Genomic DNA, 26,983 nt, shown 5'->3' with positions numbered 1-26,983 from the left:
GCACATACAGGCCCCACCACCCAGAGCACATACGGGCCCCGGCCCGGGAACCAAGGTTGGAAATTGAACAACGAGAACAACCCCCGCGGCTCCGGCCCGGCGAAGACCACGGGCATTCCCCGCAGTGCCGGCTTCGTCGGGCTGGGGCTGATGGGTGCACCCATGGCAGCCAATCTGCTCAACGCCGGATGGACGGTCACCGCATGGAACCGCTCCGCGGCCGCCGTCGAGGACTTCGTCCGGCTCGGCGGATCCAGCACCAAGAACGTCGCGGCCCTCCGGGACGAGCCGGTCATCATCTTCATGCTCCCTGACCTGTCCTTCATCGAGGACGCCTCCACCGGCCTGCTCGACGAATGGCGGTTGACGCCGCCCCGGCCGGGGACGCTCGTTGTGGTGATGAGCAGCGTGTCCCCGGTCGCCGTCCGGGCCTTCGGGCAGGCCGTCGCCGAAGCCAGCGAAGGGAACGCTTCCGTGATCGATGCACCGGTCAGCGGGGGCACCAAAGGCGCGCAGGACGGCACGCTGGCGATCATGGCCGGCGGCCCCGACGAGGACTTCCGGCGGCTCCTGCCGGCATTCGAGACCATGGGAACCACGGTACGGCGCCTCGGTGAACTGGGGGCCGGATCCCTGGCCAAAGCGTGCAACCAGTTGATCGTCGGGACGACGACGGCGGCACTTGCCGAGGCCGCTGAACTCGCCGAGCGCTCGGGCATGGACGTCGAAACCCTGTTCGAGGTGCTCTCCGGCGGGCTCGCCGGAAGCCGGGTCCTGGATTTCGTCGGACCCCGGCTGGCGGCCAAGGATTACGCGCCCACGGGTCCGGCGAAGTTCATGCACAAGGACCTCAAGTTCGTGCTCGAAAGTGCTGAAGCGGCCGGTGCCGCTGTTCCGATGGCAACTGCCGGCGTCGAACTCTATCGCGAACTGATTGATCAGGGCCTCGGCGACCAGGACCTCGCAGTTGTCCGCCAGGCCATCGCAATCCTTGGTGACAGCCGCGCCGCCGCCGCGGGCGGGACCGCCACCGTTCAGGAGGCAACGCCATGAAATCCCTGTTTGATCTCACCGGGCGCGTTGCGCTCGTGACAGGATCCAGCCGCGGCATCGGCAACGCGCTGGCCCGCGGACTGGCTGACGCCGGTGCCACCGTTGTCCTCAACGGCATCAATACGGAACGCCTCAAGGACGCGGAAGCCGCCATGGCGGCGGACTTCGGTCCCGGGCGCATCCACAGCTGTGCGTTCGACGTCACCAGCGATGCCGAAGCGGCCCGCGGCGTTTCCTGGGTCGAGGAGAACGTCGGCCCCCTGGATATCCTCGTCAACAACGCGGGAATCCAGCACCGCGTCCCGATGCTGGACCTGGATGTGAAGGACTGGGAGCGGGTCATCACCACCGACCTCACGAGCGCCTTCCTCGTAGGGCGCGAAGCCGCCCGTCACATGATCCCGCGGGGCCGCGGCAAGATCATCAACATCTGCTCCGTGCAGACTGACCTGGCCCGCCCCACGATCGCCCCGTACGTCGCGGCCAAGGGCGGCCTGCGCAACCTGACGCGCGCCATGACCGCAGAATGGGCGGCCTCCGGCCTTCAGATCAACGGCATCGCCCCCGGTTACATCCACACCGAAATGACCCAGAACCTCGTGGACGATCCCGACTTCAACTCCTGGATCCTTGGCCGGACGCCCGCCCACCGATGGGGCACCGTGGCGGATCTCGCCGGCCCTGCGGTATGGCTTGCCTCCGAGGCTTCGAACTTCGTCAACGGCCAGACGATCTTCGTCGACGGCGGAATGACGGTGGTCGTCTAATGAGCGATCTCCAGCACGCTGGCTTTCAGCTTCCCCGGACTTCGCCCGCTGTCGTCGCGCACGCGGCCGGCGACCTTCGCATCGAGGACATAGCCCTCGTTGTTCCCGCCCCGGGCCAGGCCGTTGTCGAGATCGCCTACGGTGGCATCTGTGGCTCGGACCTGCACTACTGGCTCCATGGCGCGGCGGGGGAATCGATCCTCAAGGCCCCGATGGTGCTCGGTCACGAAATCGTCGGGACCGTTGTCCAGCAGGCCGCGGACGGCAGCGGCCCGGCAGCCGGAACGCCCGTCGCCGTCCACCCCGCGACGCCGGCCCCGGGTGCCGCTAAGTATCCGGAAGACCGGCCCAACCTCTCCCCGGGCTGCACCTACCTCGGGAGCGCGGCGCGGTACCCGCACACGGACGGCGCCTTCAGCCGCCACGCCACACTGCCGTCCCGCATGCTCCGGGCCCTCCCGGCCACGCTGGACTTGCGCACCGCGGCGCTGGTGGAGCCGGCCAGCGTCGCCTGGCACGCCGTCGCCCGCGCAGGGGACGTGGCCGGAAAGACAGCCTTGGTGATCGGAAGCGGCCCGATCGGCGCACTGGCAGTTGCCGTCCTCAAACGCGCGGGGGCAACCCGAATCGTAGCCGTCGACATGCACGACAAACCTCTTGAGATCGCGCGCGCCGTGGGCGCCGACGAGGTCCTCAAGGGCGATGACGCAGAGGCAATCGCCGCCGTGGAAGCCGACGTCGTCATCGAATCCTCGGACAGCCACTTCGGACTCGCATCGGCCATCAAAGGCGCAGTCCGCGGCGGGAAGGTAGTCATGGTCGGGCTCCTGCCCTCCGGACCCCAGCCGGTCTTCATTTCGCTGGCCATCACCCGCGAACTCGAACTGCTCGGTTCCTTCCGCTTCAACAACGAGATCGACGACGTCATTGCCGCACTCTCGGACGGTTCGCTCTACGTCGATCCGGTCGTGACCCACGAATTCACGCTGGACCGCGGCCTGGAAGCCTTCGAAGTGGCCAAGAACCCGGCCGAATCCGGGAAAGTACTGCTCAGTTTTGAGCCGGCTGGTTCAAGACCTGCGACGGAAGCGGTCCTCTGATGGCGGGCATCCGGCCGATGGTCATCATGGGCGTGTCCGGAAGCGGCAAGACGGTCCTGGGACAATCCTTGGGAAAGAGGCTCGGCATACCTTTCATCGACGCGGACGACCTCCACCCGGCGTCGAACAAAGCCCTGATGGCGGCGGGTATCCCGCTCACCGACGCTGACAGGGTCCCGTGGCTGAACGTGGTCGCCGCCACCATCGCCAAAGGCGTCAGCGAGAACCAGCCCGGCGTCGTGGCCTGCTCGGCCCTCAAACGCACGTATCGTGACCTGCTCCGGACCTTGGTGCCCGATCTGCTCCTGATCTACATCGACGGTGCGGCGGAAGTCATCGCCCGGAGGCTGGAAGACCGCGAGCACGAATACATGCCCGCGAGTCTGTTGGCCTCGCAGATCGCCACGCTGGAGCAGCCGGAGGCCGACGAAGCCTACATACGGGTTCCCGCGGAGCTTACGGTGGAAGAGTCGGCGGACCTGATCCTGGGCACGCTCCACCTTTCACTCGCCGCACCACGCGCTGACTGAAGGACCCTGATCAAGCAGTGGGCCGGGCCGAGGAAGACCTTCACGACCAACTCCTGCAACGCATCGCCCACCACTACTTTGTCGGGGGCATGCTGCAGAGCGACATCGCCGCAGTCGAACACCTCTCCCGGCCCAGCGTCTCCCGCCTGCTGACGGAAGCCCGCGAACGCGGCGTTGTCCAATTCAGGATCGGCCCGCCCGTGGATCGTGTGCCTGAGCTGGAGACGGAACTGCAGCGCCGGGCACCCCTTCACGCCTGCATCGTCTCGACGGGCAAACCCCGGGCACTCTACGCAAACTCAAGCAGGCTCGGCTACGTCGCGGCACGCTACCTTGAATCCCAGCTCTCCCATGTCAGACTCCTTGGTGTCGCCTCGAGTCGGTCGCTTTCCGGCGTTGTTGAGTCGATGGTCCAGGCGCATAGGCGGGACCTCACGGTCATTGACCTGCTGGGGTGTCTCCCGGGCGGACGGGCAGACAGGGGACGCCGTACCGGGAGTGCGAGTGTGGACGGCGGTGGTCCGAACACCGCCCGGCTCATTGCCGCGTGGCTTGGTGCCTCTTTTCGGGCGCTACCGGCACCATTCGTGCACAAGACAGCTTCCTCGCTCGAGGCCGCCCTGAGCGCGACCGTGGTCCGGGAAACCTTGGAACTAGGCCCGCACAGCGAACTGGCTCTGGTGGGGGTCGGCTCGATGAAACGCTTCGACGGTACCGGCGCCTACAGTCCCATCCCCGTCAAGGAACTGGACGAACTCGAGACCCGGGGTGCCGTAGGCCACCTGTGCGGCCATTTCCTGCGGGAAGACGGTTCCGTTCTTGAACCATCCGGCGGCCCCTTCCTGCTCGGAATAGCGGCCGATGGGCTGCGGCAAATCCCGCAACGGCTCGCCGTAGCCGCCGGCTGGAACAAGGTCCGCCCCATCGCCGCAGCCATTCGGGGCGGCCTCATCTCCGAACTCGTCACAGATCAGGCAACCGCCGCCTCCTTGGTCCGGCTGCTCCATCCCTGAGACATCCCGGGGCTGGTTCCCGAGGGCTTCCGCCGTGGTGTGGAAAGAAATGCAACCCGTGTTCCCAGAAGGCCGATAAAAACGGATCTCTATATGTCATTCGTGCTCGAACGCGGGCAGAACAGCAACCAATGTTTCGGTCATCATGACCCATATCAGTTTTCTGAAGTACCCGTGCGTGGGTTCGGTCACCGCCGTGGATGCTCCACCGGTTGTACTCGATCGCGCCCAAGGTATCGGCTGCTGCCTGAACAGGTGGCAGCTGTTCGTGTTTGCGCACGATCTATTGAAGAGGTCTAACCGTGTTGTTTCCCAGCCCGAGGGCTCGGCAGGTGCAGCCTGATCCCTCGGGCTGGGAACATGATCCTGGCCGGGACGGTGGCGAGTCCCCGGCCAGGATCATGGTTGTCGCCGTTGTCCCGGGAATCGATCCGGCGCCCGTCGCGACCCCTATGCTGCGCTTCTCGTTCCCTTTCCGCAGCGGCCCCGGCCTACTCCAAAGCGACGGCTTTGGTCTCCTTGGCCACCATGTAGATCAGCCCACCCAGGGCAAGAAGAACGGCAAAGAGATAAAAGGCCGGCGGAACCGCCTGCACGGTGACGTTCTGTTTGATCATCGAGCCACCGACAAGCGCACCCATGAGGGCGGGGCCGAAGATCTTGGCCGTGGCGCCGAGGCCGTAGCCGAGTCCCAGGCCGGTCGCCCGGACCTCGTGCGGGAACTGTTCGGCTCCGAAGGCATTGAGGATGCCGAAGGCGCCGTCGCCGAAGGTCATGGTGATGAGCACACCGGCGAAGAACACCACGCCGGATTGGGCGTTTGCTGCGATGAGGCAGCCGACGGCACCGAGGAGGCCGAAGGACAGCAGGACCCAACGTCGGCCGATTCGGTCAGCCAGCCACGCCGACGTAAGACGGCCGAGGACGTCGCCGATCGCGACCCAGGTGAACAGGGCACCGACCGTGGCGGCGGTGTAGCCGTAGCCGTCCTTGAGCAGGGTCTGGCCCCAGGACTGGACGGTGAATGATCCCAGGATGAAGCAGAAAGAGCCGAGGGTGATGATGGCGAGCTGTTTTGGGTACTTCCGGAAGAGCAAGCGGTAGGGCGCCTTGGTTTGATGCGCTACGTCCGGCAGCTGTCCGACCTCGGTGGCGGGGATATCCATCGCCCACGCGAATGCATCGCGGGCTTCCTCGGTGCGGCCCTGGAGCTGCAGGAACCTCGGCGACTCAGGGACGCGCCGCAGCCACAGGAGAAGGAAGACCGGGAGGACCCCGAGGGCGATGAGACCACGCCAGCCGATGATGTCTCCCAGCCATTGCTGTGCCTGGGCGCCGAGCAGCAGACCGAGCGGGATGAACACTGACGCGAGGCCGGCGAGCAGGCCGCGCCGCTTCGCCGGCACGAGCTCCTGGACGTAGGGTATCGACGAGATATTGAGACCGCCGACACCGATGCCCACCGCCACCCGCAGGATGGCGAGGACCCACCAGCCACGGTCGGGGGTGAACAGGGACAGGAAGGTGAAGAAGGTGAACAGGACCACGCACCAGAAGAAGGCTTTGCGGCGTCCGATCTTGTCTGCAAGGCGTCCCCACATGATGGCGCCGAGGACGGTGCCGAGCCCGGAGCAGGCGAGGATGACACCCGCTTCCAGGCCGGTGAGGTGCCACGGCACAGTCAATAGCGAGACGACGAAACCGATGAGGAACATGTCGAAGAACTCCGAGATGTTGCCGAGAACCACAAGCCCGATGAGGCTCTTTTGGTGTCCGGTCAGGGGCCGGGAGTCAATCTGCTGTGTGGCGGTGGTGAGGGCGGGGGCAGCTGTCCCCGTAGGTGCTTTCATTGCGATCCGATCGTGATTGTGTTGCGGGTCAGCGGATGATCTGGTTGCTCGTCGGGACGGCTGACCCGCGCTCACGTCGGGAGCGCCGCAAAAGGCCGGAACTTGTGTTCCGACATCAAAAAGAACACGACAACGATGCTGGGAATCGCGGACGTTTTCGGATACCGGCCGGGTGCATATCGCTCCTTCGCGACAAGGCGGTGACCGGGGGCTGCGGTGCCAGCCGGACACCGAAAGTAGGTTTCGGTCGACCCGATACAACCCCAGTGACCTGAGGAGATCAATCAATACCCGCAAACCTGAACATCCGTTCCAATACGCCCGGATTTGACCGGATCGGTCCCGGCGCAATGCCTTGGAGCTAATACTGGAAGTCTGTTTTCGACGCCTCCTCACAGTCGAGGCCGCTTCAAGAAGAAGGGGATACCCATGCACCAAAACCAGCTGCTCACGTCCCGCACTAAGGAATTGCCGGCCCGAACGATGACCATGCATCACGTGTGCCTTGTTGTCTCCGATATTGCCGCCACCCGGGACTTCTATGTCAACGTCCTCGGATTCGAGGAAATTCACCGGCCCACGGATTTTGTGTTCCATGGTGCGTACTTCCAGAACGGCGACGTCGAAGTGCACGTGGTCCGCGAAACCGAACCCGGCCGCCTGGCCAGGAACACCCCCGGCTGGGAGGCTGAGGAACTGCGCACGGGGCTGTGCCATCACTTCGCGGTGCTGGTCGATTCTTTTGAGCCCTTCCTGGCAGCGATGCGGGAACGCGGACTTGAACGTGTGGGCGGACCACGCGTCCGCGACGACTACGTCGAGCAGATCTACATCGCCGATCCGGACGGGCACGTCATCGAACTGCTGTGCCAGCACACCCCGGAAGCCGGCCACGCGCGACGCATCGAGATCTTCGACCTTGGCATCGCCGTTCCCGTAGCCCCCGGGTACCCGGTAACGGACCCCCGGGCCAAGTATGGGGTGCTCTGCGGTGGCTAAGGTTTCCTTCAGGGGCGGCTTGCACTGCAGGCGGTCCTGAATCGCGCAAGCGGATCGGCGCATATCGCTTTTCCCTTGGGAGCGGGACCGCATCTTCTTTGCTCTGTCCTACTGATCCGCGTAGTCCCGGCTGCCCGGGCGACTCATGACTGAATGGATGATTATCGTGATTACAAGCCCTGCCGTCCCCCGCGTCCACATCGCCACGGACCACGCCGGAATGGAGCTCAGTGCCCACTTGGTCAGCCATCTGACACAAAAGGGATATGACGTCGTGGACCACGGGCCCAGGGAATTCGACCCACTGGACGACTATCCGTCCTTCTGCATCAATGCGGCACTGGCCGTGGTGGCGGACCAGCAGGCCGGGATGCATGCCCTGGGCATCGTGCTCGGCGGTTCGGGAAACGGGGAACAAATAGCGGCCAACAAAGTCAAGGGTGCGCGCGTCGCCCTTGCCTGGAACCATGCCACCGCCACCCTCGCACGCGAGCACAACGATGCCAACGTGGTGGCCATCGGAGGACGCCGGCACAGTGTGGAGGAGGCCACCGGCATAGCCGAGGCGTTCCTGCAGGAATCCTTCACCAACGAGGAACGACACATCCGCCGCATCGCGCAAATCGCCGCGTATGAGGGGCGCTAATCCTTGGAGACAGCCCTGTGTGCCTAGGATATTCGTTGATGCAGCCACCACATACCAGATCCGCAGAGTGCCCACGGCAGGGTCGATCTGAACCTTGATCTTCGCCGGCCTCGACCAATCGGGGCGCAGCTCAGAAGCCTACCTCAGCAATATCCGCCCGTTTCTCGGCGAGTACTACAGCGACCTGCATGGATTGCTGGGTCAGCCATTGGCGGTAGTTCTTCGCGAGGTTGTCGTTTCGGAGGAGGCCCCGTTCCAAGAGAGAAATTTTGGACGGCCAGTTGCCACGCTCGCGGGCAGCGGTCGTGATGGTTATTCCGAGCGTGGTGCGCGTGTGGCGAAGGTCGGTGTTGTTTGGCGCTGCTTGGGGGTTGGTGATCTGCCGGTAGATTTCCCGGACTGCGTAGCGTTTGAGGCAGCGCATGATTTCCCGTTTGCTCTTGCCCTCCGCGGTGCGTTTGACCACGTAGTCCTTTGTCCGTTGGCACGAGGCCATGCGGACCAGGACGACCTGATACAAGGCATGGTTGGCGTTGCGATCGCCCGCCTCTGCTGAGCCGGTGACGGGTTGTCTTGCCCGAGGACGCGGGTATGGGCGCGACCCCGACGAGGGCCGCGAATTGGGCTTCGTTTCCTATCCGGTCTGGGTTGTCTCCGACTGTGACCAGGAGTTGGCTGGCTACTTCCGTTCCTACACCTGGCAGGTCACAGAGCATCGGCGCGTAGACATCGAGGATTTCCCGGAGCGCGGCGTCGGCTGTGGCGATTTCTGCCGCGAGGGACTGGCAGCGGATGGCCAGGACTTCCAATGTCAGCAGGCACACGTACTCGGGGTTAGCCATATGACCGGCCGGCCTGGTGCGCTGCAAGGCTGTGATCATCGCCGAGGTTCCCAGCCCCCTGTATTTCGCCCGGAGCTTGTCCGGGGCTGAAACGAGGAGACCTTTGATCTGATTGATGGCAGCGGTGCGAGCCTTTAGCGCCGAAGTACGCCCGGCCCGCAGGATCCGCAGGCATTCAACGGGACCATCCCTGGCTTTAGGGACCGATGTGGTCCTGCCGTCGAGTACCGATTGAGCGGCCTGGTAGGCGTCCCAAGGATCGGACTTGCCCTTCAGCCGGCGCGCCGCACGGTTCGGGCGGTTCACCTCCAACACGGTCAACCCTTCGCCACGCCGGACTGGCCAGTTCAATTTCGAGTCAGTCCGGGGGGAAGCGGGGGGGGAGAAGTAGCCCTCCATAGCAAACGGCCAAGCCCCTCTTTCGCCGCCCCGACCGGGGTGGTGCCCCGTGCGGCTACGGCACGGTGTAGGAGTTCAGCGGCCTGCCGGTGGTGCCGTAGGTGAGGTCCAGGATGAGGAGGCCTTTGCGTTCCAGTGCGCTGAGGTAACGCTGGGCGGTCGGCCGGCTGACGCCGAGCTGCCCGGCGATCTCACCGGCGCTGACGGGAGCGCCCGCGGCGCGGACGGCGTCGAGCGCTTTCTGCATGGTGGGCTGAAGGCGCGGTGCCGGGGCGGCGGGCCTGGCCCCGGCACCGCGGGCGTTGTAGAGGCCGTCGATGGTTGCCTGGTCGGCGGTTGATGCGGATTCCAGCTCCTGCCGCCACTTCCGGTAGGCCTCCAGCTGCGTGCGGAGCCGGTCGAAGCTGAAGGGCTTGACGAGGTAATATACTGCGCCGCTGGCCATGGCTGATGTGACGGTGGCCAGGTCCTGGGCGGCGGTGATGATGATGCAATCCACCTGGGTTCCGGCCGCCTGCAGTGACCGCAGCAGCGAGAGACCGTCCTCGTCGGGAAGGTGCACGTCCAGCAGGAGCAGGTCCGGGTTGAGACGCACGATTGCCTCCCGCGCGGCCGCGGCGCTGTACACCTGGCCCACGCATTCGAAGCCGTCAACCCTGGCCACGCGGGCCGCGTGGATTCCGGCGACCCGGAAATCGTCGTCAACCACCAATGTCCTAATCAACGTCCGCCCTCCTGTCCTTCTCCGCAAGGTGAGGGTTTGCCGGCAGCCACACCTCAAAATTGCCGCCGGGCCCCGGAAACACGTCAAGGGTTCCCTGTGCCCGGTGCACAATCCTCCTCACCAGGGCCAGCCCGATGCCGCGCCGCATGCCAGGCCGCGGGTCCTTGGTGGAATAGCCGTCCACCACCACCTGGTCGATCTTCTCTGCCGGGACACCGGGGCCGTTGTCGCGCACTGCGATGAAAACGCCGTCGGCGTCGTCAAACTGCACCGTTACCGTGCGCGGCCGGGGCGTGTTGGCCAGCGCGTCCACGGCGTTGTCCAGGAGGTTGCCGACGATGGTCAGCAGTTCCGCCTGGTCAACCTGGGGACGTTCGAGCCGGGACTCGGCGGTCACCTCGATTTGCACGTCCTGTTCGGCGGCAACGGTGATCTTGGCCAGCAGCAGGGCCGCCAGCTCCGGCGGCGCGATCCGTGCGCGCAGCCCTTCGCCAAGGGACCTGGACATGTAGGAGATTTGCGAGACGTAGCTTTTGGCCTGCTCCACGTCCCCCATCTCCAGCAGGCCGTCGACGATGTGCAGCCGGTTGGCGTATTCGTGCTCCAGGGCACGCATTGCCTCCATCAAGCCCTGGACGGAGTGGAGGTCCCGGACCAGGCTCTCGATCTCCGTGCGGTCCCGCAGGGTGATGACGGAACCGATGCTCCGCCCGGCGGTCGAGACGGGCATGCGGTTGACCACCAGCAGGGCATCCTCCGTCAGCGCCACCTGGTCGGCGCCGGAGAGCTCGCCGGTGAGCAGGTCCCGGAGCCGCCCCTCCGGAATCAGCTCGGCAACCGGTTTCCCCAGCGCCGGCTCCTCGATCTGGAGCAGCCGCCGGGCCTCCCCGTTGATGACCGTCACCCTTCCGTCGTCGTCAAGCCCGAGGACGGCCTCCCGGATCCCGTGCAGCAGCGCCTCACGCTCCTGCAACAGGGAGGCGATCTCGGCCGGCTCCAGGTTGAAGGTGACACGTTTGATGCGGCGGGAGAGCAACAGCGAACCGCCGACGCCCAGGGCCAGGACCAGCGCCGAGAACCCGGCGATCAGCCAGATGTTCTGGGCCTGTGTGTCCAGGACCCTGGTGTCCTCGATGCCCACCGACACCTGGCCGATCACCGAGCCGTCCGCCCCGAAGACCGGGGCCTTGGCGTTCGCCGACCTGCCCAGGCTGCCCTGGTCGAACCCCACATGGGTTTCGCCGTCCAACACGGCGACGGGTTCCTCCAGTTTCTTGCCGATCAGTGACGGGTCCGGGTGGGAGAACCGGATGCCGTTGCGGTCGGTGACCACGACGTAGGCGGACTGCGCGGCGCCCGCGATCTCCCGGGCGAGCCCGTCGATGATGTGCTGGGGGAGCGGAGCGGATCTCCGGCATCTGCGCGGTGGTGGTCGCAATCCCCAGGGCACGCAGCTGGTACTGCCGGTCCAGGGTCTGATTGCTGATCATCGTGAACAGAACCCCGCCCAGGACCACTGTGAGAACCAGCAACGAGAGCGAGCCCAGGAGGATCTGGGTGGTCAGGGTCGAAGAATGGCCGCTGCCACGGAGGCGCTGTGCCAGTGACAACCGGTTCACCGGTACCCGCGCCCCGGCCGGGCATTAACCCAGTGGCAGAAAACGCACAAAACGTGCACTTTTGCTGTTAAGACGCACAACTTACTGAAGACTTCTGGCACGAATGAGCACTTTCTAAGCTTGACATAGTTCCCGTGATCCACATCACGAAGGAAGCGACTCCCAGGAAGGGATTCGAGTGACAACGCTGTCAGAACGACAAAGAATCAGCCGCACGGCCGCCGCTCCGGCCCGCCGGCTACCGAATCCAGGGCCCCAACCCTCGACCGGGATGGAGCGGGCCCGAAGTTGGCCGCGTGTGCGCCAACTACAAGTCAAAAACCGCAGTTCCACGATGGCGCTGAACCGGAAAGAAACACCAGCCGTCCCGACCCCTGGCACACCACAGAGGCACGTCAGGTAACGAGTGGTCACAAAAACGGAAAGACAGAGAGGTCTTAGCAACATGGATGCTCACCATCCCCACCGGCCGCCCGCGGCCCCCGAGAGAACCGAAGACGCGGCAGGTATCGACATCGTCGGGTTGACCAAGCGTTACCTCACGCCCAAGCGCGAGACATTCACTGCCATCCGCGATGTGACGCTGAGGGTCGAACCCGGCCAGTTCTGCGCGATCGTCGGACCGACGGGCTGCGGCAAGTCCACCACGCTGGCCCAGGTTTCCGGCCTGGAACGGCCAAGCGCCGGCTCGGTGAGGGTCCACGATCAGCTCGTTGACGGCATCACCAACGGCGTCAGCTACATGTTCCAAGCGGACGCGCTCTTCCCCTGGAAGACCGTTCTCGGAAACGTGCTGATCGGCCCGGTCCTGCTCGGGACGCCCAAGAAGGAAGCCACCCTGCTCGCAAGGGATTGGCTGCGCCGCGTGGGCCTGGCCGGCTTCGAGGACCGTTACCCGCACCAGTTGTCCGGCGGTATGCGCAAGCGCGTCGCGATGGCGGCGGCGCTGATCAACAACCCACGGATCCTCTTGATGGATGAGCCGTTCGGCGCACTCGACGTGCAGACCAAGGCCATCATGCAGAACGAACTGCTGCAGCTCTGGGAGGAACTGCGCCCCTCTGTCCTCTTCATCACGCACGACCTCGACGAGGCAGTGGCGCTCGCGGACAAGGTGGTCATCATGACCAGCAGCCCCGGCACCATCAAGGATGTTTTCGAGATCGATCTGCCCAGGCCGCGTGGAGATGTCCAGAAGATCCGGCACGAGGAGCGGTTCCTGGAGTTGCAGGGCCAAATCTGGGAGTCCTTGAAGGACGAAGTTACCCGCGCCTACAAGCAATCGGCGGGTGTAGCAGCATGACAACCACAATCAGTAGAGGTGCTCCCGTGCAAGAGCAAGAAAAAGCACAAGCGAGTGAGCTTAAGAATTCCGCCCGGCGTGCCATGAACCGCCGCACCACGTGGGTTTGGGCCGGCCGCGCCATCCTCGCGGTCATCGTGATCGGCGGCTGGCAGTGGTTCACGACCGCCGGCTGGGTGGACAAGTTCTTCTTCGGCCAGCCGTCCGAAATCTGGAACAGCCTGGTGGATCTCTTCACCAAGGGCACGGCATTCGGCACCATCTGGGAGAACCTCTGGGTCACCATGCAGGAAGCCATCTACGGCTTCGCGCTCGGAACGCTGGTCGGCGTCGTGCTCGGAATCCTCCTCGGCTCCAACAAGTACCTGTCCGAAGTTGTGGGCCCGTACATCCGGATCGTGAACTCGATCCCCAGAATCGTGCTCGGCTCGATCTTCATCGTGGCATTCGGCCTCGGCGTCTTCCCGAAGGTGCTCCTCGCAGCGGTCCTGGTCTTCTTCGTGGTCTTCTTCAACGCCTTCCAGGGCGTCCGCGAAGTGGACCAGAACCTGGTCGGGAACGTCCGCGTCTTGGGCGCATCCCCGCTTCAGGTTGCGATCCACGTGACCATCCCCTCGGCAATGACCTGGATCATCGCCAGCTTGCACACGGCGTTCGGTTTCGCGATCATCGGTGCCCTTGTTGCTGAAGTGCTCGGCGCCCAGCAGGGAATCGGCCTGATCATCAGCCAGGCACAGGGAACCTTCGATCCCAACACGGTCTTCGCCTGCATGGTGATCATCGCAGTCATCACGCTCGGCGCGGAGTACCTCATCGCCTTGCTAGAGCACACGCTCCTCAAGTGGCGTCCACCAAACCGTTCTGAAGCACAGGCGATCTGACGCTCGCCGTCTTCCATTCCACTTACCCAACGCTCGAATCCTCACAATAGAAGGAAAAGCACAACCATGATGAAGAACAAGATCTACGCCGTCGGCGCTGCCGGAGTGATCGCCCTGAGCCTCGCGGCTTGCGGCACCAGCACCGCAAGCAGCAACAGCACGGCAAGCGGCAGTGCTGCCGCGGACACCGCCTCGATGCCCACCGTGAAGCTCATGGTCGGCGGTATCGACAAGCAGATCTACCTGCCGTACCAGCTCGCAGAGCAGCTCGGCTTCTACCAGAAGTACGGCGTCAAGATGGAGCTTTCCACCGAGTCCCAGGGTGGCGTCGGCGCCGAAGACGCCATGGCATCCGGGCAGGTGGACATGGCCGGTGCATGGTACGTCCACACGGTCGACTTCCAGTCCAAGGGCAAGAACGTCATCAACCTCGTGCAGCTCTCGAGCGCACCGGGCGAACGCATCATGTGCAACCCCAAGGCGAACGTGAAGACGGGCGCAGACCTCAAGGGCAAGACCGTGGGCGTCACCGACCTCGGCTCGGGAACCGATGAGCTCACCCAGTTCATCGCTGCAAAGGCCGGCCTCGCGAAGAGCGATTACCACACGATCGCCGTCGGCGCCGGAGCAACCGCAATCGCGGCGATCCAGCGCGGGTCCGCTGACTGCGTCATGACCACCCAGCCGACCGTGGGCGCCCTCGAGAACAAGAACCTCGCCGTTTCCGCGATCGACCTCGCCACCTCTGACGGAGCCAAGGCAGCGCTTGGGGGCACCCTGCCGTCGGCCGGCCTCCTCGCCCAGTCTGACTGGGTCAAGACCCACGAGGACGCAGCCCAGAAGGTAGTCAACGCCCTGGTGGACACGATGCACTGGATCAGCACCCACTCCGCCCAGGAGATCGCCGATAAGCTGCCCCAGTCCTACGTCCAGAACAGCACCATCTCCAAGGACCAGTACGTCGCCGCACTGAACCAGGACAAGGGTCAGTTCCTCCCGGACGGCATCATGCCCGCAGGTGGCCCCAAGACGATCTTCGACGAAGAGAAGACCATCGGCGTCGACACCTCCAAGGTCAACATCCCCGACACGTTCACCCAGAAGTACGCCCAGGCCGCACTCAAGCTTGAGGGCTACACCGCCACCACCACCCCTGCCGGCAACGACGGCTAATTCCCGCACACTGGCACAGGCGGCACGACACCCCCGGGCAAATGACGCCTCACGGCCGGCCTGCGTGGTCCTCCACGCAGGCCGGCCGCACCTCTCAACGCAGCCGCGCGCAAATCAACGCGGCCGCGCATATCAGAACCGTCTCCCGCACCATGTGCGGCAGGCAGAAAAGAGGACCGTGACAACCGACGAATACGTCCGCGACTGGACAAGGATCCGGACCCGCGACGAGATCAAGCTCAGCAAGGACGGCCAGGAAATCGCCCGCGGAATCGCCGACGGTGTCACCCACGACGGGAACACCCTCTGGCTGATTCAACCCGCCGGAAAAGGACGGTCCATGTTCACCCACCAGGACGACATCCTCGCCTTCCGCACCAAGGCCTCGAGACCCTCCCGGCAGATCTGACCCGCGGCCCGCCAAGGCCGCCCCGGACAAGGACACTCCCATGCACCAAACCGCGACGTTCCGTCTCGAGATCACCGTCAGCCAGACCCGCAGCAGAGACGACCAGCTCACCGAGGCCGTCAACGAACTGATACCCGCCGCCCTGGAACACCGGCACGGCATACTCGTCACCCAACACGACACCGCCACCTACACCCTCGAGGTACACCCGTCCGTCCCCTGCGGAACCATCCACGAAAAAAGACACCCGGAACCATAAAACGAACCGAAATACATCCCCGGTGCCACAACAGGCCCGAGAATTCCCCACCTTCCTGACCATCCCGGCCTACGCCAGCTACCCCACGGAAGCCCCCGACGAAGCCACCAAGGAAGAACTCTCGGCCGCGTAGAACAAACGTCAGCCAGGTCCCGGCAATCCATCGCAACAGGAAACCCGAAAGTCGGGTGCACGGGCCGGCTGCGGTTCGAGTGATGCGCCAGCCTCTGCAGCGGCGTATGACTGGGCCCTAGCTCCGCGTGCCGTTCGACAGGGCGGTACGCGGAGTGTCGGTGCTGAGAGTTCCTAGAATCTGCTCAGTTCCTAAGAAGGCTGACGCCGAATCGTCCAGGAACACCGAGGAGCCCCCGCCATGAACGCAGAACCACAGCCAGCACCGGACCCTTCCCACGCACCCACCCCCGGGGGCTCCCCGGCCGGGCGGCATCAACGAAAACACGAATGGCCAGCTGCGCCAGTACTTCCCGAAAGGCACGGACCTGAGCATCCACAGCGCCGAAGACCCTCGACTGGTTTGCACAGGAACTCAACGACCGGCCACGCAAAAGACTAGAGTTCAAAGTTCAGAAAACCGATCGAATTGATCGAAGGACTCCTGTTGCAATGACCGTTTGAATCCGCCCCCCCGTTACTGCAACACCGCGCTAGCCGTCCGCTGAGGGATCGGCTAACGGGCGTTCGAAGAAAAGGTTGAACTGGGCCACGACCGCTTCCTGAGCCGGTCCGCGCGTTCTACGGTTACCGTATGGCTCGAATGACACCGCAGGAAGCGACGGCCGTGAATATATTGCTGGGGTACTTCGCCGGCAGGCCCGAGCTACCGCCCGGGGAAATTGTGCGGTCCCTCGAGATCCTCGCAAATCGGGCGCACAACCGCCTGCAGGGTGGCTGGGACGAGTTCGCGGTGCGTCGCCAATGGCCATACGCCTACGAAGAAGACGTCCAGGCGCAAGAAGGGGCAGACGAGCCTTCCGAAGACTAAATAGAACTGAGGATCCTCGCCGGGTACTTCTCTGCAGCGGCGCGATGCGCCCGGAAAATTAGCGCTTCGCTCCAGCTGTGGCGCGACGATTCGCAGGGCACGATAGGGGCCGGCGACGTCTGGGGGTCGAGAGCTCAGGCTCCAGGAACTGGACGCTCTCTTCGTCGCCGGCCCGTCCGATAACCGGCCAACGGTTGGCGGGCCGGTCCACACTGTTTCCGGTTCAAGTCAACACCCGGCGCGGCGCTACTGCACCAGTAACGTGTACTCGTTTTTGCAGGTCAGGGCGCGGGATAACTTCTTGACGGCGGGGGGACCACTGCGATAGCTCCTGAGATGTCCACGCCTGCTGAAAGCACCGCCGGGGGAGTGCTGCATGCCCGCACCCAATCCCAGGGTGCATGGGCGGGCGTACCTTTTGCCTATGCTGAGGCCCGGGTCATTCGGCCAGGTCCTGCATCAACCAGACCAGTGCCTCGTCCCTGGACGTGAAGAAGCGGGTGGGACATGGCGGGATGTGGACACCAAGAAAGAAGTTTGCCAGAACCCGGTCAACAGGGCTGGTACCAAGCAAGGCGATCCGGGAGGCCGCACAAGGGATAGAGAAAACAGCACGGGCATGACGGTGCACGGACTCCGTTGTCGCCATGTCGACCAGCATCGGGTATTCCGAGCCCTTGCCGGCCTCATTCACGGCAGCCATTGCCGCATGGGCGTCGACAGCCTCGATGGTGACTCTGTCGTTCCAGACAAGGTGGATTATCCCGTCGGACCTGAGTTCCACGGTTCCTTTGCCGCCTTCGACCGCTATGGGTTCCAATGTCCGCCTCCCATTTGACGCCTCGCTTCGCGCGTGTCGGGGACGAGGCCCGTTGGCGTGATTTTCCTACCATACACAACGTTCACACGGGAAAGGAGGAGGATATGACTCGCGGGAAATCCTTGGTTACACGCACTACCGGCCGGAATCCGCGCCTGATGAGCGCCGGCCTTTCGCCGGTACAGCACAAGCAGATGCCGCCGTCCTGACCGCCGCCAAAGTCTCACCGTCAACCAACGGTCCATCCAGCCTGGTTCGGCCCTTCTTCGAGTCGAGTTCAAGGCCCGGTGCACGGTCAACCACAGTGCAGCGAAGCGCGGCTCCACGGCAGCCGGCCGCTCGTGGACAGCTTCTGGCTGTACCCTGACGCTCATTCCACGCACGCGCAACATCCGCGGCCACAGCCTTGCGCATACCGGACCGCTCGCTCACGGCCGGTGGTGGCCGGCCCTTCCGCCTTGGCGGTGCATGTCCGATGATGACCGGTATGAGGAGAACTATCGGATGGCTGGCAGCTGCAGCTGTGGTGACGCTCGTATTCGGCAGCCTTTACATCGCATTCCAGCAATCCGGGCGCCGGTCGGCCAATGTGGCGCCAGCGGCGGCAGCTGCGGCCCAGCTGCAGCTCCTCGGCACATCCGCCCCCGCGGTCCCGCGGGTCGAGTTGACCCCCGATAGCGGGGTCTTTGTCATCGTGTACGGCACCGATGACAACCCGGAGACGGGAACGGCTACTCTCCACGGAGTGCTGCCGGTGGTGCCATCCGGCGTGCTCGATACGGCCCGGAGATCAGGTGGTGACGCCGTGACGTGGCAGCCGGAGCCCGGCCTGCGGATGGCAGTCATTGCGCGCTCCTCGGCCGGAAAAGTCGTAGTCGCCGGGCGGTCGCTCGCCCCTTACGAGGCCACGGACACGCTGGTAATGGCCTATCTGGCCCTCGGATGGTTCGGGTGTGTCCTCGTCCTTGGCGCCGGGTTCGCCGCATCCGTGTTGCTGGGCCAACGGCAGCGCCAACCAGGTATCACCTGACACCGGCAGCCCGGGGTCTGGAGGATCCGTACGGAATTTCACGGTAAGAATCCGTTGGCCGTTCCAGGCAGGATCCGGACGCCGGCGTTACTGCCCGCCCCGGCCCGCGGATCCGCCGCGCCACATCGGACGGCGCCGGCGGCCGGAGCGGGCTAGCGTCCTGCTGCTTTCCGGGAACGTTCGATGTCGCCGTGCTGCGCGGAAGCGGCAAGGCGCTTCCGGTGGGTGGCCAGTTCATCGTGGCCGTGCCTGTGGTCCCTGACCGTGGCTGACGCGGCGATTTCCCTGATATTCGCGATGCCCTTCGCTGCGGCGGCCCCGTCGGGGAAGGTCACCGACATTGCCACCAGATAATCCTCGGAATCCACCAACGCCACCCTGTACCCGCCATCAGGGGCATCCATGAGTTCAAAATAGCCGGCCATGTCTTTTGCCTCCTGTCCGGCACGTACGCGTGTGAAAAGGGACAAACCAAGTCTACTGAGCACCACCGCTCGAGGCACCCCCGGGCGTGGGGAACCCGGTGTCGCGCCGTGCCGGCATGACCGGCCCACAGACGCGCCGTGGCTCAGTCATACCTTTCCCAGCCCTCGGGTACCCACCAGGACGGAACCGGAAGTGTCGTGGACGCTCCGCATTCGGTGCAGGTAACCCGGAGGGTCGAGGGGATCTCCAGCCCCGCTCCGTCGCCGACGCTGAACGGCGTGAAGAAAGTCTGGCTTGAATCCGCGCGGGCACCACTTGCCCCGCAGCAAGGATCCTGGGGCGAAACGACCGGAGTCCGGCCCGACGCATCGGGGCGTTGCCCCGTGCTGCTTGGTGCGACCATCGTGACCACCTCGTTGCAGATTCGATGAGGTCCCGCGTGCGTCAGGGCGCCCAGATCGTCCTTGCGTACGGTTGGGCTGATGAATCAACTCTAGTCTCCCGGGCCGCGGTGCGAGGTGCAGAGCGGGCCGCCGGCAAGGAACCCTCACGTCTTCATCAACAGGCGTGAGCTCCTCCCGGATGGCGATGGTGCGACTAACCGATCCTGTCGAATGCCAAATGGAGAATCGCAGATCGCGCGTCGCACTGGACCTCTCAGGTATCGCGACCTACGCCCAGGTGGGTGCCGCCTTCTCCAACGCCATGCTCCGGACCGCGCCTTTGACCTTGCCGATGATGATGGCGGTCCAGGAAATCTGCGACCGCACCGCCCTGGCCACCGGGGACATCTTGGGCCGGCTGGCGCGCCGGAAGGTGTTGTCGTGGGCTGAGCGCGGCAACGAGAGGAAAGACCACTCCGAGCACGAGAGGCTTGTCCCTGCGCGGATTCAGACCTGAAAACAGCCCGGGAATCAGACCCCTGCGCGCAGGGGGGGGTGTTGCGTGCGTCACAGTTCGTGCCTAAGCTTGCGTGGGCGGTCGCAGCGTCGCGACCGTTCCATGAACGGCAGGAGCATCATGACAGACAAGCTCAACGTCCTGGTCCGTGTGGACATCGATTGCGTCCGCGCCAAGATCGCGGCCCAAGGCCGCGTGACAACGCAAAGCCTTCAGGCTCTCTATGTGGTCGTGAAACGCGCCAACGCCCTAATGGAAGGCCTGGCCCTGGAAATCGACGTGACACGCGCCAGGGTCGAGCCAGACGCTCTCGAGCAGCTGCACGCCTGCTCGCGGTCCCACCACCTGCCCGCGCACATCGATCCGTTCCAAGCCGACTGCAGACTAAGCATCCTGGCATCCGCGGAGGCCTCCACGACCCTGAGTAAGGCAAGCCTGGCAGCCTGAACCCCGCCCATTTCCAGCCACCTCACCGCGCACGTGCACTACAGGCCTCTACCGGCCACGAACCGCGCCGTTCCAGGGCGCGCTGGTTCAGCTGATGTCAGGGTGGCTGGCCAGAATTCGTTGACATAGTCACGTATGAGTGCTGCGACTTGCCCCCGAGTCACGACGCAAACTGTCCGGTAAAGGATCCCTTTCGGGCCCTCGGATTGTCCTCTCAGCGCTCCCATGCGTAGCACCACCGCACTCAGAGGGAGATGCTCCCCAGCTCACCTGAGTGTCGCCACCGTCCGTCTTCTTGACAAGGCATGCACCGTCGCCTCGTTCAGCTCATACCCGGGTCACTGGCCAGGATGTAGTCCGCCGCGGCAGGTCCGGTCATCGCCAGCCCGCTGCGGTGAACGTCGACGCCGCAGCGGCGCATGCCTGCTCCAAAGTCAGTCTCCGGGACGGGGCTGATCCCGTGGGCCAGGCACCAGCTTACGTACAGGCCGTAGAAGCTGTCCGGGCCCAGCAGGTCACCCGCCGCCCCGGGATCCCGGACGGTTGCCTCGCTGAGGAATTGTTGAAAGTGCGAGGTCAGCATGGACCACCATCTCCAATCATCGATTGTGGCGACCGTGTCTAGGGGGCTTCGAGGTTGTATTCCTGGTCGGGTGCGCGATCGATCCGGACACCGTCAGCCGTTATTTTTGCGGCCATGTCCTTCAGCCCTGGCCAGTAGCTCATTGCCCGGTCATGGTGGAGCATCGGCTTCTACCCGCGCCACACCACAGTGATGGCCTCGCCCGTGGGCACCGCGTTGATGTGCAATGACACGTCCAGGCCCTCGGGGTCACGGCACGGATCCGTGCCGGTTGCGGCGATGATGTCCTGGATTAGCTGATTCAGGGCGACGGCCATGGCCCTGCCCCAGTCGGCCGGGTGGGTACTGCTCGCCTCCACGGTCACCGAACGGACCGTCTCTGTGGCTTGAGGCTCTGTGTGCATAAGTGGTCTCCATCTGCGTTTCTGCACGGGAAGTGCACGGCCTTAAAGCGCAGACGAGACCTTCAACGAGGTCTCGGGTGGCCGCCGGAACACCTCGTTGGCCCTCCGCAGTCGGCCTTGGGCTCATTTTAGAGTCGCGGTGGCCGGGTCGTCCATCGGACGAGGGTCGGCTCCGGCACAGCGCAGTTTTGGAACAGCCGAGGCGTGCCTTGCAACAGACGCCGGTCGTGAAGGTCGTCAACCATGACCGCGAAACCGAGCGTCGACGGTCTGGACGCAAAGACTTAGGCCCTGCGTCCTCTCCTCTAAAAATGCTGGCCGTGCCAGGCGGTGGCCGGGCGAGAGCGTCCGGTGAAGGATCCCTCACCGGACAGAACCGTTGATGCAGGCAGATTGCGTCTCATGTACCCCGGGTCTCGGCAACGGTTCGATACAGCGCTAGAGCGATCTGCTGATGTGCGCGACGTAGATTCGCATGCGGTCCGGCCTCCAAATGAGCGCTTGCCATTTGCCATCCGCGAGCACGGTCAGTTTAATCCTGTCGCCTTTGCCTACAGGGCCAATCGGGCTGACGAATCGGTAGAAAACATTGAAGGGGCACACGTTTCCTGAGAGATCCTCTGCCTCCAACCTGACCGTGATGCCGCTGCGGCTACCCGTTTTCCGCGTGACGGTCGCCTCGAACTGCTGCCATTGAGCCCCGGACGCGAGCAGCTTCCGGATCCTGCCGTAGTCGGTGAGCTCATTCCAGAGCGCGAAGGCGGCCACGGCCGGGCCGATCAGGAAAAAGAGGCCAAAGATCAGGGGATCCGGATGGTTCGCATCGCTCGCCCCATCGATCCAGATGTCATGCGGATCGGTTGTGTCGACGTCGAGCGCGGCGCGGGAGCCGGGCCCGGGCAGGGTGTTGCAGACGGCGTTGACTCTTGCAACGTCGTGCAGCGGCTGCCCACCGACGGTGTAGTCGAGGTCCAGCTGGCATCCGTCAGAGTGACGACCTGTTTCGGCTTGGGTCGTGACGGTTCCATCGGTCCTCGTGTAGCTGGCGAATGCGTGTTTAGTCCCGTCGATGACAGCCCATCCGAGCCATGCCGTGACCGAGGCGATGACCAGGACCGCAGCCGCGCGTTTTAGCCACAGCCTCCTGCGAAGCCAGCTGCCTTCCCAAACCGGGGACCCGGGGCCTGGCGGTATGGATGTCCGAATACGGGTTTCCTCGGTGATCTGGACCCAGGAGCCCCCGTTGTTGTCCCGCGCACCACTCGGCGACGGGGCATCCGTCGCATGTTCATGAGCCATGCTGTCATCTTGCCGTACGCGGCAACGAACAACTCATTGCTTCGACAGGTGCGCGGGTCGACCGTCGACCCGCGCTCGTTAGACGGTCCTCTAGGGGACGCTCACGCATTGTCTCAACTTGTTGCCCAGGGTGTCTGGCTCGGGTCTGCGTTCAGGCTTCGGGAGATGCCTTTGCGGCGGAAGCAGCCATTGCCAATAACTCGCTGAGCCTGTCCTCAAAAGTCTCTTCGGCTCCGAAAAATGCCTGATCAGTCAACCGGATACCGAAGGTATCAAATGCGTGAGCCTCAATCTCGGTGCCCTGCTCGGCTGTTCGGACTCGGACTGTTATGGCAACTGGTATGTTCCTGCGACCCCATGAGAACAGATTGCCCCAGAGGCGGTACTGCCAGTTTGATCCCGTTCGTATGTCGAGGGAGTCCTCATCCTCGTGGATCCTTGCCTTCTCCGACGCAAAACTGTGGAGATCGCCGCCAAGACCTGGTTCGGAGAGAGCGGCGACAACCACTGTTCGGTCTTCTCGAACATCGGCTTTGTTCGGCTTCCCGCTATCCCCATTGGTCTTCTCCTAGTACTAGGAATGTGACGACAGCCTAGTCTTTGGAAGCGAAAAAGGTGAGTGACCTTTCCAAAATCAGCGCCCGTAAGCCGATCCCTCAGCGGGCGGCAGCTGTCGTCAAGGCGAGAAGCCTGTCACGGAGAGGGACTGGGATGTAGGCTCCGAACATGCCACGGCCGACCTTCTTAAAGAGTGACTTCCAGCGCGTCTGGCCCGTCTAAGGACAAGCATGCGAAAGAACTTCATACTTTCCTGGCCTCAAGCGGTGGGGTTCTTGTTCATAGCAGGGACAATCATTTTCCGACCAGAATTCGATCCTTGGCGCATTGCGGTGGGTGGCCTAATTGTGGTTCTCGTAGCGGTTGGAATCGGGGTGAAGCTGTTCTATGAGCGGATCGACAGGATGACCAGAACAGTGCAAGATGAGCAATCAGGCGCGGGGGAGGACGCCCGTTAGCCGATCCTTCACCGGGCACTCGACGCTCCATCGAGCCCAGAAAGAGAACGAGTTCGCAGCGATCTCGACCACGACAGTTTGACCCCGCCATCGCGGTCAAACTGTCGGTAGTGAATTTCCGGATAGTCAGCTTCCTTAGCTGTTCTTCCCCGTGAGGTTGTGTGCGCGGGCTGAGGGGCTTGGCCGCCGAGTGGTCACTTCCTTCGGCGGACGACGTACAGCGCGACAAAGACCACGAACAGGGTGACAAAGACTGCGACTAAGGCGCCTGGGGTGATTCCCACTGTTGTCATCTCTCCTCAAACAAGTCGCTGAGTCTCCCCTGGGTGCGGCGAAGACTCTGGTACGTGATGTCCAGCGCCGCGGGGACTTGTTCCTGACGGTACACCGACCCTATCGATTGCGGCTGCTGCCGCAGCCGCGCGCGGAGCACGCTTCGAGGCTATCGGTTCACAACCTCACGGGTATGAATCTCAGCGCTAAATGGAGGCATTTTATTGCAGCATTGACTGTCACCTCGCCGCGCGAAAGCCGATCCCTCTTCGGCACGGTTCGCTCGGGCTCCCTCATCAGGCATTACAGGGCATGTCCGCCGGAGCGCTCTCATGGATGCGTTCGTTGGGTAGTCTCAGCTGGTGACTGACTACCGGCAACATCCCAGCGTCGTGGCACACTGGCGCGATGACTCACTCCAGCCCCTTCCAGAAGCTCAGGAAGCGCAAGAGACCCTATGGTTTGCGGTACCCCCTGAACCTGACACGGAGCAGATGTGGGAGGGTCTTCGCGGTCGCTTGGAAAAGGACGGAACGGCGACTGTCCTGGCAGTCCCCGCGTATCTCTATGACGTCAACTTTGGCGACCGCGTGAACGTGATGCGATCGGCGGAGAATGCGCTCGTTGCCACCGGAGTGGAGCGCGACGCTCTCAACTTCACATTCAGAGTCCTGCTGAAATCGGATGACCCCAACGCCTGGCAGCCCCTGGCCTCTGAACTTGCCGAGCAAGGTTGCCTCCTCGATTTCATCTCTCCGGGGTTCTTCGCCATGTCTTGCTGCGAGCCCCAGGCGCGGGAAGTCGCCGACAGATTGTTCGCATTGGAATGCGATGGCGTCCTTCATTATGAGACTGGCCGAACACAACAGTTGAGGTAGGCAGCCGACGGAACGGGTGTCCGGTGAAGGATCCTTTACCGGGCACCAGGGTGTCCGGTGAACCACCGGCTTACGGGCGCCGTTTAAGTCGGTCACCAGCGCCACCCCACCTTTGAGCCTCGCTCCCCACGTTGTCGATCCCTCTGCCCACGTCAGTCCGCCAGCCACTTCGGCAGAGGGATTCCGAGGCGCTCAAGAAGCCGGACGACGGTGTCCTCTACGAATATGTCGTCTGGTTCTTCAACGGCTTCGGAGGCCATGAATTCCCTCAGTTCTTCCGGGGAGACAGCAGTACCGACCTCCCTAGAAGCCCAGGAGGAAAAGCTGTTCGAAACGGCCACTAGGTCCACGGGCTCGCTGGCATCCGGGTTATCGAAATAGTCCCGCGGCTGGAAGCCCAAATAGAACCGGCCAGAGGCTCCCTCATCGGAACGGTAGTCGATCGTCGCGATGTCGCTGTCATGCACCGAGATCCGAAGCAGCCAGTCATCCGACTCTTCGTTCCCGGACCGCGACCCCGCTCCGTAAACGGATGTCTCGAAAATGCCCATGTAGGTTCCTTTCCAGCGAAAGAACACACCGTATCAAGGCCTTTTGGGCCATGGCGCGAAGGCTCATCAGAGCTCGCTGCGACGCATCCAACTCATTCATCGAACGAAATATGGCTCCAGTCGGCCGCCTCGCGCCAGCCATCCCTGCCGAAGGACCACGCCGTGATGAGGTCATGAGCGGCGCGCATGTCAGCAACCACGGTGCCGAAGTGCTGGTCTGGGCTACCGTCGCGGAATTCCACTACAAACTCTCCAGCGTCATTGCGGATGGACTGGATATACGTCTGGCGGGTTGCGTCAGCTACGCGCTCGATAACCAGGAATTTCTTGCGTCCCTGCTCGATGTCCTCGAGCAGGAAAAACAGGGCGTCCTCGGAGGGGTCCTCCCATGTCTCGCGGGACCCGTTCATTGCCTTCAATAACGCCACCGGAGCTCACCCATTCTCTTATCTCGGGCAGTTGTCCCCACCCCTCGGGAAAGTGTACGGGCATTGGGGAATCGGCGTTGACGGCCTTCCTGTGTCCGCAAAGCTCGCACCTCTCCAGCTGCCCGGTAAAGGATCCTTCACCGTGCACATGGATACAACCATTGGAGAGGTCCGGAGAGGGACCGCCTTACGTGTGCTCTGCTTTGCGCCCAGCGCTACAGTTGACCGGACCGCGCGATTCATCGGTACATGGCAGGTAGGGAGGCCGACGGTGGGAAAGTACTTTGAGCATGAAGTTCTTAGGGGCTTCTACCTGGAAGACAGCTGGGTATTGGACATCAATGCAAGCCGAGGACAGCTTGTCATTACCGCGGAGTTCGTACTGACCGAGGAACACCCGTCTTATGCCCCGGCACGCCCCGGAGAGCAATACTGCTACCGCAAGGGGGTGCTGGTGTTCGATGGCGTAGCAGATTTGACCTGGACGGGTCAGCTCAGTTCCCGGCCTTCGCGTGACCCTGACGGGTCAGTTGACTACGGCAATATCGACTCACTCATCATCGAGGGAGACCACTACACCGTTGAAGGGGACCTCGGCAAAATCGACCTCCACGCTGCATCCATCCGCGTGGCACTGGTCTCGGACGGCACGATCCTCACTTCGCACGGCGCCGCTGCTGACCTCTAGCACGCGTCCGGTGAAGGATCGGCTTACGGGCATGCAACGACTGAAAAGTGAACTATCGGAAACAGGCATCTGAGCGACTTGCCGCGTTGTACGGTGGCATTATGGCGCACCTCGATAATGAGCACGGGAAGAAGGGCTCAAGGCAATGGCCGGCTGATTCGCTCGAAGGGATGCCACGATGTACAACGGTCGAGTTGCCGGTGGTGAGGGTTACCAGGCGCTCATACCTCAAGGGGTCGACCCCCGTGCAGTTCTCCGACAAATCGTCGCGAGGACGCTCGGATGATCACCATTGAATTGGCGCGCGTCCTCGCCGCCATCCGAGAACTCCTTGACGCTCATGGTCAGGCGTCGAAGGCAGCTTGGCTTGCTGACCGCGAGCAGGCGCTCGAAGCCGCCGAGTCCCCGGAAACGGCGAAGCTAACGATCGCCGAGCTTCACTCGATTGTCTTGGGTATGGGCGGCCTTTTTGATCTCCCACTCGCGGCGGCCTCAAAGGAGGCTACGGAGTCAGCCCGGACGCGGCTGGATGAACTGGCCGATCAACTGTTCGAGATGACGCGGAACACGTGATCCGGGCCGGCGCCAGTTCGCCGTGCTTGTCATCTGGGTGCTGATACTTGCCATTACTTTTTTGAGGCTTCGAATTGCGGAAATCCGAGGCGCAAAC

The 26,983-nt window shown here is 63.5% G+C and carries 32 protein-coding genes and 2 pseudogenes; 21 read left to right on the top strand and 13 right to left on the bottom strand.

Translation table 11 applies throughout. From position 1 onward, the window contains the following. Positions 1 to 63: 63 nt before the first annotated feature. Genes ABEA18_RS02320 through ABEA18_RS02300 form a run of 5 tightly spaced genes read left to right on the top strand, consistent with a single transcriptional unit; the run spans position 64 to position 4,463 of the window. Positions 64 to 1,053: an NAD(P)-dependent oxidoreductase gene (locus ABEA18_RS02320; protein ID WP_425550464.1), complete on the top strand. Its 990-nt coding sequence runs from the start codon at positions 64 to 66 to the stop codon at positions 1,051 to 1,053. Then, on the top strand, positions 1,050 to 1,820 hold the full coding sequence (locus ABEA18_RS02315) for an SDR family oxidoreductase (protein WP_345447683.1): 771 nt from the start codon (positions 1,050 to 1,052) through the stop codon (positions 1,818 to 1,820). The genes ABEA18_RS02320 and ABEA18_RS02315 overlap by 4 nt, the downstream gene beginning before the upstream one ends. After that, positions 1,820 to 2,920, top strand: coding sequence for an L-idonate 5-dehydrogenase (locus ABEA18_RS02310; protein ID WP_345447681.1), 1,101 nt, complete (start codon positions 1,820 to 1,822; stop codon positions 2,918 to 2,920). The genes ABEA18_RS02315 and ABEA18_RS02310 overlap by 1 nt, the downstream gene beginning before the upstream one ends. Beyond that, positions 2,920 to 3,450 carry a gluconokinase gene (locus ABEA18_RS02305; protein WP_345447678.1) on the top strand — a complete coding sequence of 177 codons (531 nt, stop codon included), beginning with the start codon at positions 2,920 to 2,922 and terminating at the stop codon, positions 3,448 to 3,450. The genes ABEA18_RS02310 and ABEA18_RS02305 overlap by 1 nt, the downstream gene beginning before the upstream one ends. A gap of 17 nt (positions 3,451 to 3,467) precedes the next feature. Beyond that, a complete protein-coding gene (locus ABEA18_RS02300; protein ID WP_345447675.1) occupies positions 3,468 to 4,463 on the top strand; it encodes a sugar-binding transcriptional regulator in 996 nt (331 codons plus the stop codon). A gap of 491 nt (positions 4,464 to 4,954) precedes the next feature. Here the strand turns inward: ABEA18_RS02300 and ABEA18_RS02295 are convergent, their stop codons facing one another. Then, on the bottom strand, positions 4,955 to 6,313 hold the full coding sequence (locus tag ABEA18_RS02295) for an MFS transporter (protein ID WP_345447672.1): 1,359 nt from the start codon (positions 6,311 to 6,313) through the stop codon (positions 4,955 to 4,957). Between the two features lie 429 nt (positions 6,314 to 6,742). Between ABEA18_RS02295 and ABEA18_RS02290 the strand changes: the two genes are divergently transcribed. Further along, the gene (locus ABEA18_RS02290) at positions 6,743 to 7,312 is read left to right on the top strand and encodes a VOC family protein (RefSeq protein WP_345447669.1); all 570 of its coding nucleotides are present in this window, start codon (positions 6,743 to 6,745) and stop codon (positions 7,310 to 7,312) included. A 166-nt stretch (positions 7,313 to 7,478) separates the two neighbouring features. Next, positions 7,479 to 7,958, top strand: a complete 480-nt coding sequence (locus ABEA18_RS02285) for a ribose-5-phosphate isomerase (protein WP_345447666.1) — start codon at positions 7,479 to 7,481, stop codon at positions 7,956 to 7,958. A 130-nt stretch (positions 7,959 to 8,088) separates the two neighbouring features. Here ABEA18_RS02285 and ABEA18_RS02280 read toward each other — a convergent pair whose 3' ends face one another. From ABEA18_RS02280 to ABEA18_RS02265, 4 genes and pseudogenes are all read right to left on the bottom strand, one after another. Further along, positions 8,089 to 8,424, bottom strand: a complete 336-nt coding sequence (locus ABEA18_RS02280; RefSeq protein ID WP_345447766.1) for a hypothetical protein — start codon at positions 8,422 to 8,424, stop codon at positions 8,089 to 8,091. A gap of 112 nt (positions 8,425 to 8,536) precedes the next feature. After that, a pseudogene (locus tag ABEA18_RS02275) lies at positions 8,537 to 8,674 on the bottom strand (transposase); the annotation flags it as partial. Between the two features lie 580 nt (positions 8,675 to 9,254). Then, complete coding sequence (locus ABEA18_RS02270; protein ID WP_345447663.1) at positions 9,255 to 9,908, bottom strand: response regulator; 654 nt, start codon at positions 9,906 to 9,908, stop codon at positions 9,255 to 9,257. Between the two features lie 7 nt (positions 9,909 to 9,915). Continuing rightward, positions 9,916 to 11,373: an ATP-binding protein gene (locus ABEA18_RS02265; protein WP_345447660.1), complete on the bottom strand. Its 1,458-nt coding sequence runs from the start codon at positions 11,371 to 11,373 to the stop codon at positions 9,916 to 9,918. Between the two features lie 614 nt (positions 11,374 to 11,987). Between ABEA18_RS02265 and ABEA18_RS02260 the strand changes: the two genes are divergently transcribed. The 7 genes and pseudogenes from ABEA18_RS02260 (at position 11,988) to ABEA18_RS02230 (ending at position 16,570) form a co-directional block, all read left to right on the top strand. Beyond that, positions 11,988 to 12,845: an ABC transporter ATP-binding protein gene (locus tag ABEA18_RS02260; protein ID WP_345447657.1), complete on the top strand. Its 858-nt coding sequence runs from the start codon at positions 11,988 to 11,990 to the stop codon at positions 12,843 to 12,845. 26 nt (positions 12,846 to 12,871) lie between these two features. Further along, positions 12,872 to 13,726 (top strand): ABC transporter permease, encoded by an 855-nt coding sequence (locus tag ABEA18_RS02255; RefSeq protein ID WP_284991788.1) that lies wholly within the window; start codon positions 12,872 to 12,874, stop codon positions 13,724 to 13,726. A gap of 66 nt (positions 13,727 to 13,792) precedes the next feature. Then, the gene (locus tag ABEA18_RS02250; RefSeq protein ID WP_345447651.1) at positions 13,793 to 14,899 is read left to right on the top strand and encodes an ABC transporter substrate-binding protein; all 1,107 of its coding nucleotides are present in this window, start codon (positions 13,793 to 13,795) and stop codon (positions 14,897 to 14,899) included. 178 nt (positions 14,900 to 15,077) lie between these two features. Further along, positions 15,078 to 15,308 (top strand): hypothetical protein, encoded by a 231-nt coding sequence (locus ABEA18_RS02245; RefSeq protein WP_059390052.1) that lies wholly within the window; start codon positions 15,078 to 15,080, stop codon positions 15,306 to 15,308. 40 nt (positions 15,309 to 15,348) lie between these two features. Beyond that, the gene (locus tag ABEA18_RS02240; protein ID WP_059390051.1) at positions 15,349 to 15,567 is read left to right on the top strand and encodes a hypothetical protein; all 219 of its coding nucleotides are present in this window, start codon (positions 15,349 to 15,351) and stop codon (positions 15,565 to 15,567) included. A 440-nt stretch (positions 15,568 to 16,007) separates the two neighbouring features. Next, positions 16,008 to 16,195, top strand: a pseudogene (locus tag ABEA18_RS02235) (IS30 family transposase); the annotation flags it as partial. A gap of 138 nt (positions 16,196 to 16,333) precedes the next feature. Beyond that, a complete protein-coding gene (locus ABEA18_RS02230; protein ID WP_345447647.1) occupies positions 16,334 to 16,570 on the top strand; it encodes a hypothetical protein in 237 nt (78 codons plus the stop codon). A 439-nt stretch (positions 16,571 to 17,009) separates the two neighbouring features. Here ABEA18_RS02230 and ABEA18_RS02225 read toward each other — a convergent pair whose 3' ends face one another. Beyond that, complete coding sequence (locus ABEA18_RS02225; protein WP_345447644.1) at positions 17,010 to 17,390, bottom strand: DUF7793 family protein; 381 nt, start codon at positions 17,388 to 17,390, stop codon at positions 17,010 to 17,012. Positions 17,391 to 17,877: 487 nt separating this feature from the next. Here ABEA18_RS02225 and ABEA18_RS02220 point away from each other — a divergent pair, with 487 nt between their 5' ends. Further along, on the top strand, positions 17,878 to 18,420 hold the full coding sequence (locus ABEA18_RS02220; protein ID WP_345447641.1) for a hypothetical protein: 543 nt from the start codon (positions 17,878 to 17,880) through the stop codon (positions 18,418 to 18,420). A gap of 152 nt (positions 18,421 to 18,572) precedes the next feature. On the opposite strand, the gene ABEA18_RS02215 is transcribed toward ABEA18_RS02220, so the two are convergent. Continuing rightward, on the bottom strand, positions 18,573 to 18,845 hold the full coding sequence (locus tag ABEA18_RS02215; protein WP_345447638.1) for a DUF1508 domain-containing protein: 273 nt from the start codon (positions 18,843 to 18,845) through the stop codon (positions 18,573 to 18,575). Positions 18,846 to 18,983: 138 nt separating this feature from the next. On the opposite strand from ABEA18_RS02215, the gene ABEA18_RS02210 reads away from it, so the two are divergent. The 3 genes from ABEA18_RS02210 to ABEA18_RS02200 all read left to right on the top strand — a co-directional run bounded on the left by ABEA18_RS02210 (position 18,984) and on the right by ABEA18_RS02200 (position 20,193). Beyond that, positions 18,984 to 19,277, top strand: a complete 294-nt coding sequence (locus tag ABEA18_RS02210; RefSeq protein WP_345447636.1) for a hypothetical protein — start codon at positions 18,984 to 18,986, stop codon at positions 19,275 to 19,277. A 190-nt stretch (positions 19,278 to 19,467) separates the two neighbouring features. Next, positions 19,468 to 19,746 (top strand): hypothetical protein, encoded by a 279-nt coding sequence (locus ABEA18_RS02205; protein WP_113990746.1) that lies wholly within the window; start codon positions 19,468 to 19,470, stop codon positions 19,744 to 19,746. A gap of 120 nt (positions 19,747 to 19,866) precedes the next feature. Beyond that, the gene (locus ABEA18_RS02200) at positions 19,867 to 20,193 is read left to right on the top strand and encodes a hypothetical protein (protein ID WP_059390045.1); all 327 of its coding nucleotides are present in this window, start codon (positions 19,867 to 19,869) and stop codon (positions 20,191 to 20,193) included. Positions 20,194 to 20,515: 322 nt separating this feature from the next. On the opposite strand, the gene ABEA18_RS02195 is transcribed toward ABEA18_RS02200, so the two are convergent. The 4 genes from ABEA18_RS02195 to ABEA18_RS02180 all read right to left on the bottom strand — a co-directional run bounded on the left by ABEA18_RS02195 (position 20,516) and on the right by ABEA18_RS02180 (position 22,987). Continuing rightward, a complete protein-coding gene (locus ABEA18_RS02195; protein ID WP_059390044.1) occupies positions 20,516 to 20,776 on the bottom strand; it encodes a hypothetical protein in 261 nt (86 codons plus the stop codon). Between the two features lie 170 nt (positions 20,777 to 20,946). Continuing rightward, entirely contained in the window at positions 20,947 to 21,180 is a 234-nt protein-coding gene (locus tag ABEA18_RS02190; protein WP_059390043.1) for a hypothetical protein, read from the bottom strand. A 438-nt stretch (positions 21,181 to 21,618) separates the two neighbouring features. Continuing rightward, complete coding sequence (locus ABEA18_RS02185) at positions 21,619 to 22,479, bottom strand: hypothetical protein (protein WP_345447629.1); 861 nt, start codon at positions 22,477 to 22,479, stop codon at positions 21,619 to 21,621. A gap of 151 nt (positions 22,480 to 22,630) precedes the next feature. Beyond that, positions 22,631 to 22,987 (bottom strand): hypothetical protein, encoded by a 357-nt coding sequence (locus tag ABEA18_RS02180; protein ID WP_345447626.1) that lies wholly within the window; start codon positions 22,985 to 22,987, stop codon positions 22,631 to 22,633. A gap of 1,143 nt (positions 22,988 to 24,130) precedes the next feature. Between ABEA18_RS02180 and ABEA18_RS02175 the strand changes: the two genes are divergently transcribed. Further along, the gene (locus ABEA18_RS02175) at positions 24,131 to 24,646 is read left to right on the top strand and encodes a DUF4265 domain-containing protein (protein WP_059390038.1); all 516 of its coding nucleotides are present in this window, start codon (positions 24,131 to 24,133) and stop codon (positions 24,644 to 24,646) included. A gap of 152 nt (positions 24,647 to 24,798) precedes the next feature. Here the strand turns inward: ABEA18_RS02175 and ABEA18_RS02170 are convergent, their stop codons facing one another. Next, positions 24,799 to 25,197, bottom strand: coding sequence for a hypothetical protein (locus ABEA18_RS02170; RefSeq protein WP_345447622.1), 399 nt, complete (start codon positions 25,195 to 25,197; stop codon positions 24,799 to 24,801). A 92-nt stretch (positions 25,198 to 25,289) separates the two neighbouring features. Continuing rightward, positions 25,290 to 25,607, bottom strand: a complete 318-nt coding sequence (locus tag ABEA18_RS02165; protein ID WP_345447620.1) for a hypothetical protein — start codon at positions 25,605 to 25,607, stop codon at positions 25,290 to 25,292. Between the two features lie 289 nt (positions 25,608 to 25,896). Between ABEA18_RS02165 and ABEA18_RS02160 the strand changes: the two genes are divergently transcribed. Continuing rightward, positions 25,897 to 26,313: a hypothetical protein gene (locus ABEA18_RS02160; protein ID WP_345447617.1), complete on the top strand. Its 417-nt coding sequence runs from the start codon at positions 25,897 to 25,899 to the stop codon at positions 26,311 to 26,313. Between the two features lie 282 nt (positions 26,314 to 26,595). Beyond that, the gene (locus ABEA18_RS02155; protein ID WP_345447614.1) at positions 26,596 to 26,886 is read left to right on the top strand and encodes a hypothetical protein; all 291 of its coding nucleotides are present in this window, start codon (positions 26,596 to 26,598) and stop codon (positions 26,884 to 26,886) included. Positions 26,887 to 26,983 lie beyond the last annotated feature (97 nt).

The organism is Arthrobacter gyeryongensis, from assembly GCF_039543785.1.
Classification (GTDB): Bacteria; Actinomycetota; Actinomycetes; order Actinomycetales; family Micrococcaceae; genus Arthrobacter; species Arthrobacter gyeryongensis.
This window is presented reverse-complemented; position numbering and strand designations above follow the sequence as displayed.

Bases quoted from the DNA above. Each gene is read 5' to 3' on its own strand.
- ABEA18_RS02215 (WP_345447638.1), bottom strand. From the start codon at position 18,845: ATGGCCGGCTATTTTGAACTCATGGATGCCCCTGATGGCGGGTACAGG.
- ABEA18_RS02315 (WP_345447683.1), top strand. From the start codon at position 1,050: ATGAAATCCCTGTTTGATCTCACCGGGCGCGTTGCGCTCGTGACAGGA.
- ABEA18_RS02185 (WP_345447629.1), bottom strand. From the start codon at position 22,479: ATGGCTCATGAACATGCGACGGATGCCCCGTCGCCGAGTGGTGCGCGG.
- ABEA18_RS02305 (WP_345447678.1), top strand. From the start codon at position 2,920: ATGGCGGGCATCCGGCCGATGGTCATCATGGGCGTGTCCGGAAGCGGC.
- ABEA18_RS02195 (WP_059390044.1), bottom strand. From the start codon at position 20,776: ATGCTGACCTCGCACTTTCAACAATTCCTCAGCGAGGCAACCGTCCGG.
- ABEA18_RS02200 (WP_059390045.1), top strand. From the start codon at position 19,867: ATGACAGACAAGCTCAACGTCCTGGTCCGTGTGGACATCGATTGCGTC.
- ABEA18_RS02310 (WP_345447681.1), top strand. From the start codon at position 1,820: ATGAGCGATCTCCAGCACGCTGGCTTTCAGCTTCCCCGGACTTCGCCC.
- ABEA18_RS02165 (WP_345447620.1), bottom strand. From the start codon at position 25,607: ATGAACGGGTCCCGCGAGACATGGGAGGACCCCTCCGAGGACGCCCTG.
- ABEA18_RS02250 (WP_345447651.1), top strand. From the start codon at position 13,793: ATGATGAAGAACAAGATCTACGCCGTCGGCGCTGCCGGAGTGATCGCC.
- ABEA18_RS02240 (WP_059390051.1), top strand. From the start codon at position 15,349: ATGCACCAAACCGCGACGTTCCGTCTCGAGATCACCGTCAGCCAGACC.
- ABEA18_RS02170 (WP_345447622.1), bottom strand. From the start codon at position 25,197: ATGGGCATTTTCGAGACATCCGTTTACGGAGCGGGGTCGCGGTCCGGG.
- ABEA18_RS02260 (WP_345447657.1), top strand. From the start codon at position 11,988: ATGGATGCTCACCATCCCCACCGGCCGCCCGCGGCCCCCGAGAGAACC.
- ABEA18_RS02190 (WP_059390043.1), bottom strand. From the start codon at position 21,180: ATGCACACAGAGCCTCAAGCCACAGAGACGGTCCGTTCGGTGACCGTG.
- ABEA18_RS02155 (WP_345447614.1), top strand. From the start codon at position 26,596: ATGATCACCATTGAATTGGCGCGCGTCCTCGCCGCCATCCGAGAACTC.
- ABEA18_RS02230 (WP_345447647.1), top strand. From the start codon at position 16,334: ATGGCTCGAATGACACCGCAGGAAGCGACGGCCGTGAATATATTGCTG.
- ABEA18_RS02205 (WP_113990746.1), top strand. From the start codon at position 19,468: ATGGAGAATCGCAGATCGCGCGTCGCACTGGACCTCTCAGGTATCGCG.
- ABEA18_RS02220 (WP_345447641.1), top strand. From the start codon at position 17,878: ATGAGGAGAACTATCGGATGGCTGGCAGCTGCAGCTGTGGTGACGCTC.
- ABEA18_RS02290 (WP_345447669.1), top strand. From the start codon at position 6,743: ATGCACCAAAACCAGCTGCTCACGTCCCGCACTAAGGAATTGCCGGCC.
- ABEA18_RS02295 (WP_345447672.1), bottom strand. From the start codon at position 6,313: ATGAAAGCACCTACGGGGACAGCTGCCCCCGCCCTCACCACCGCCACA.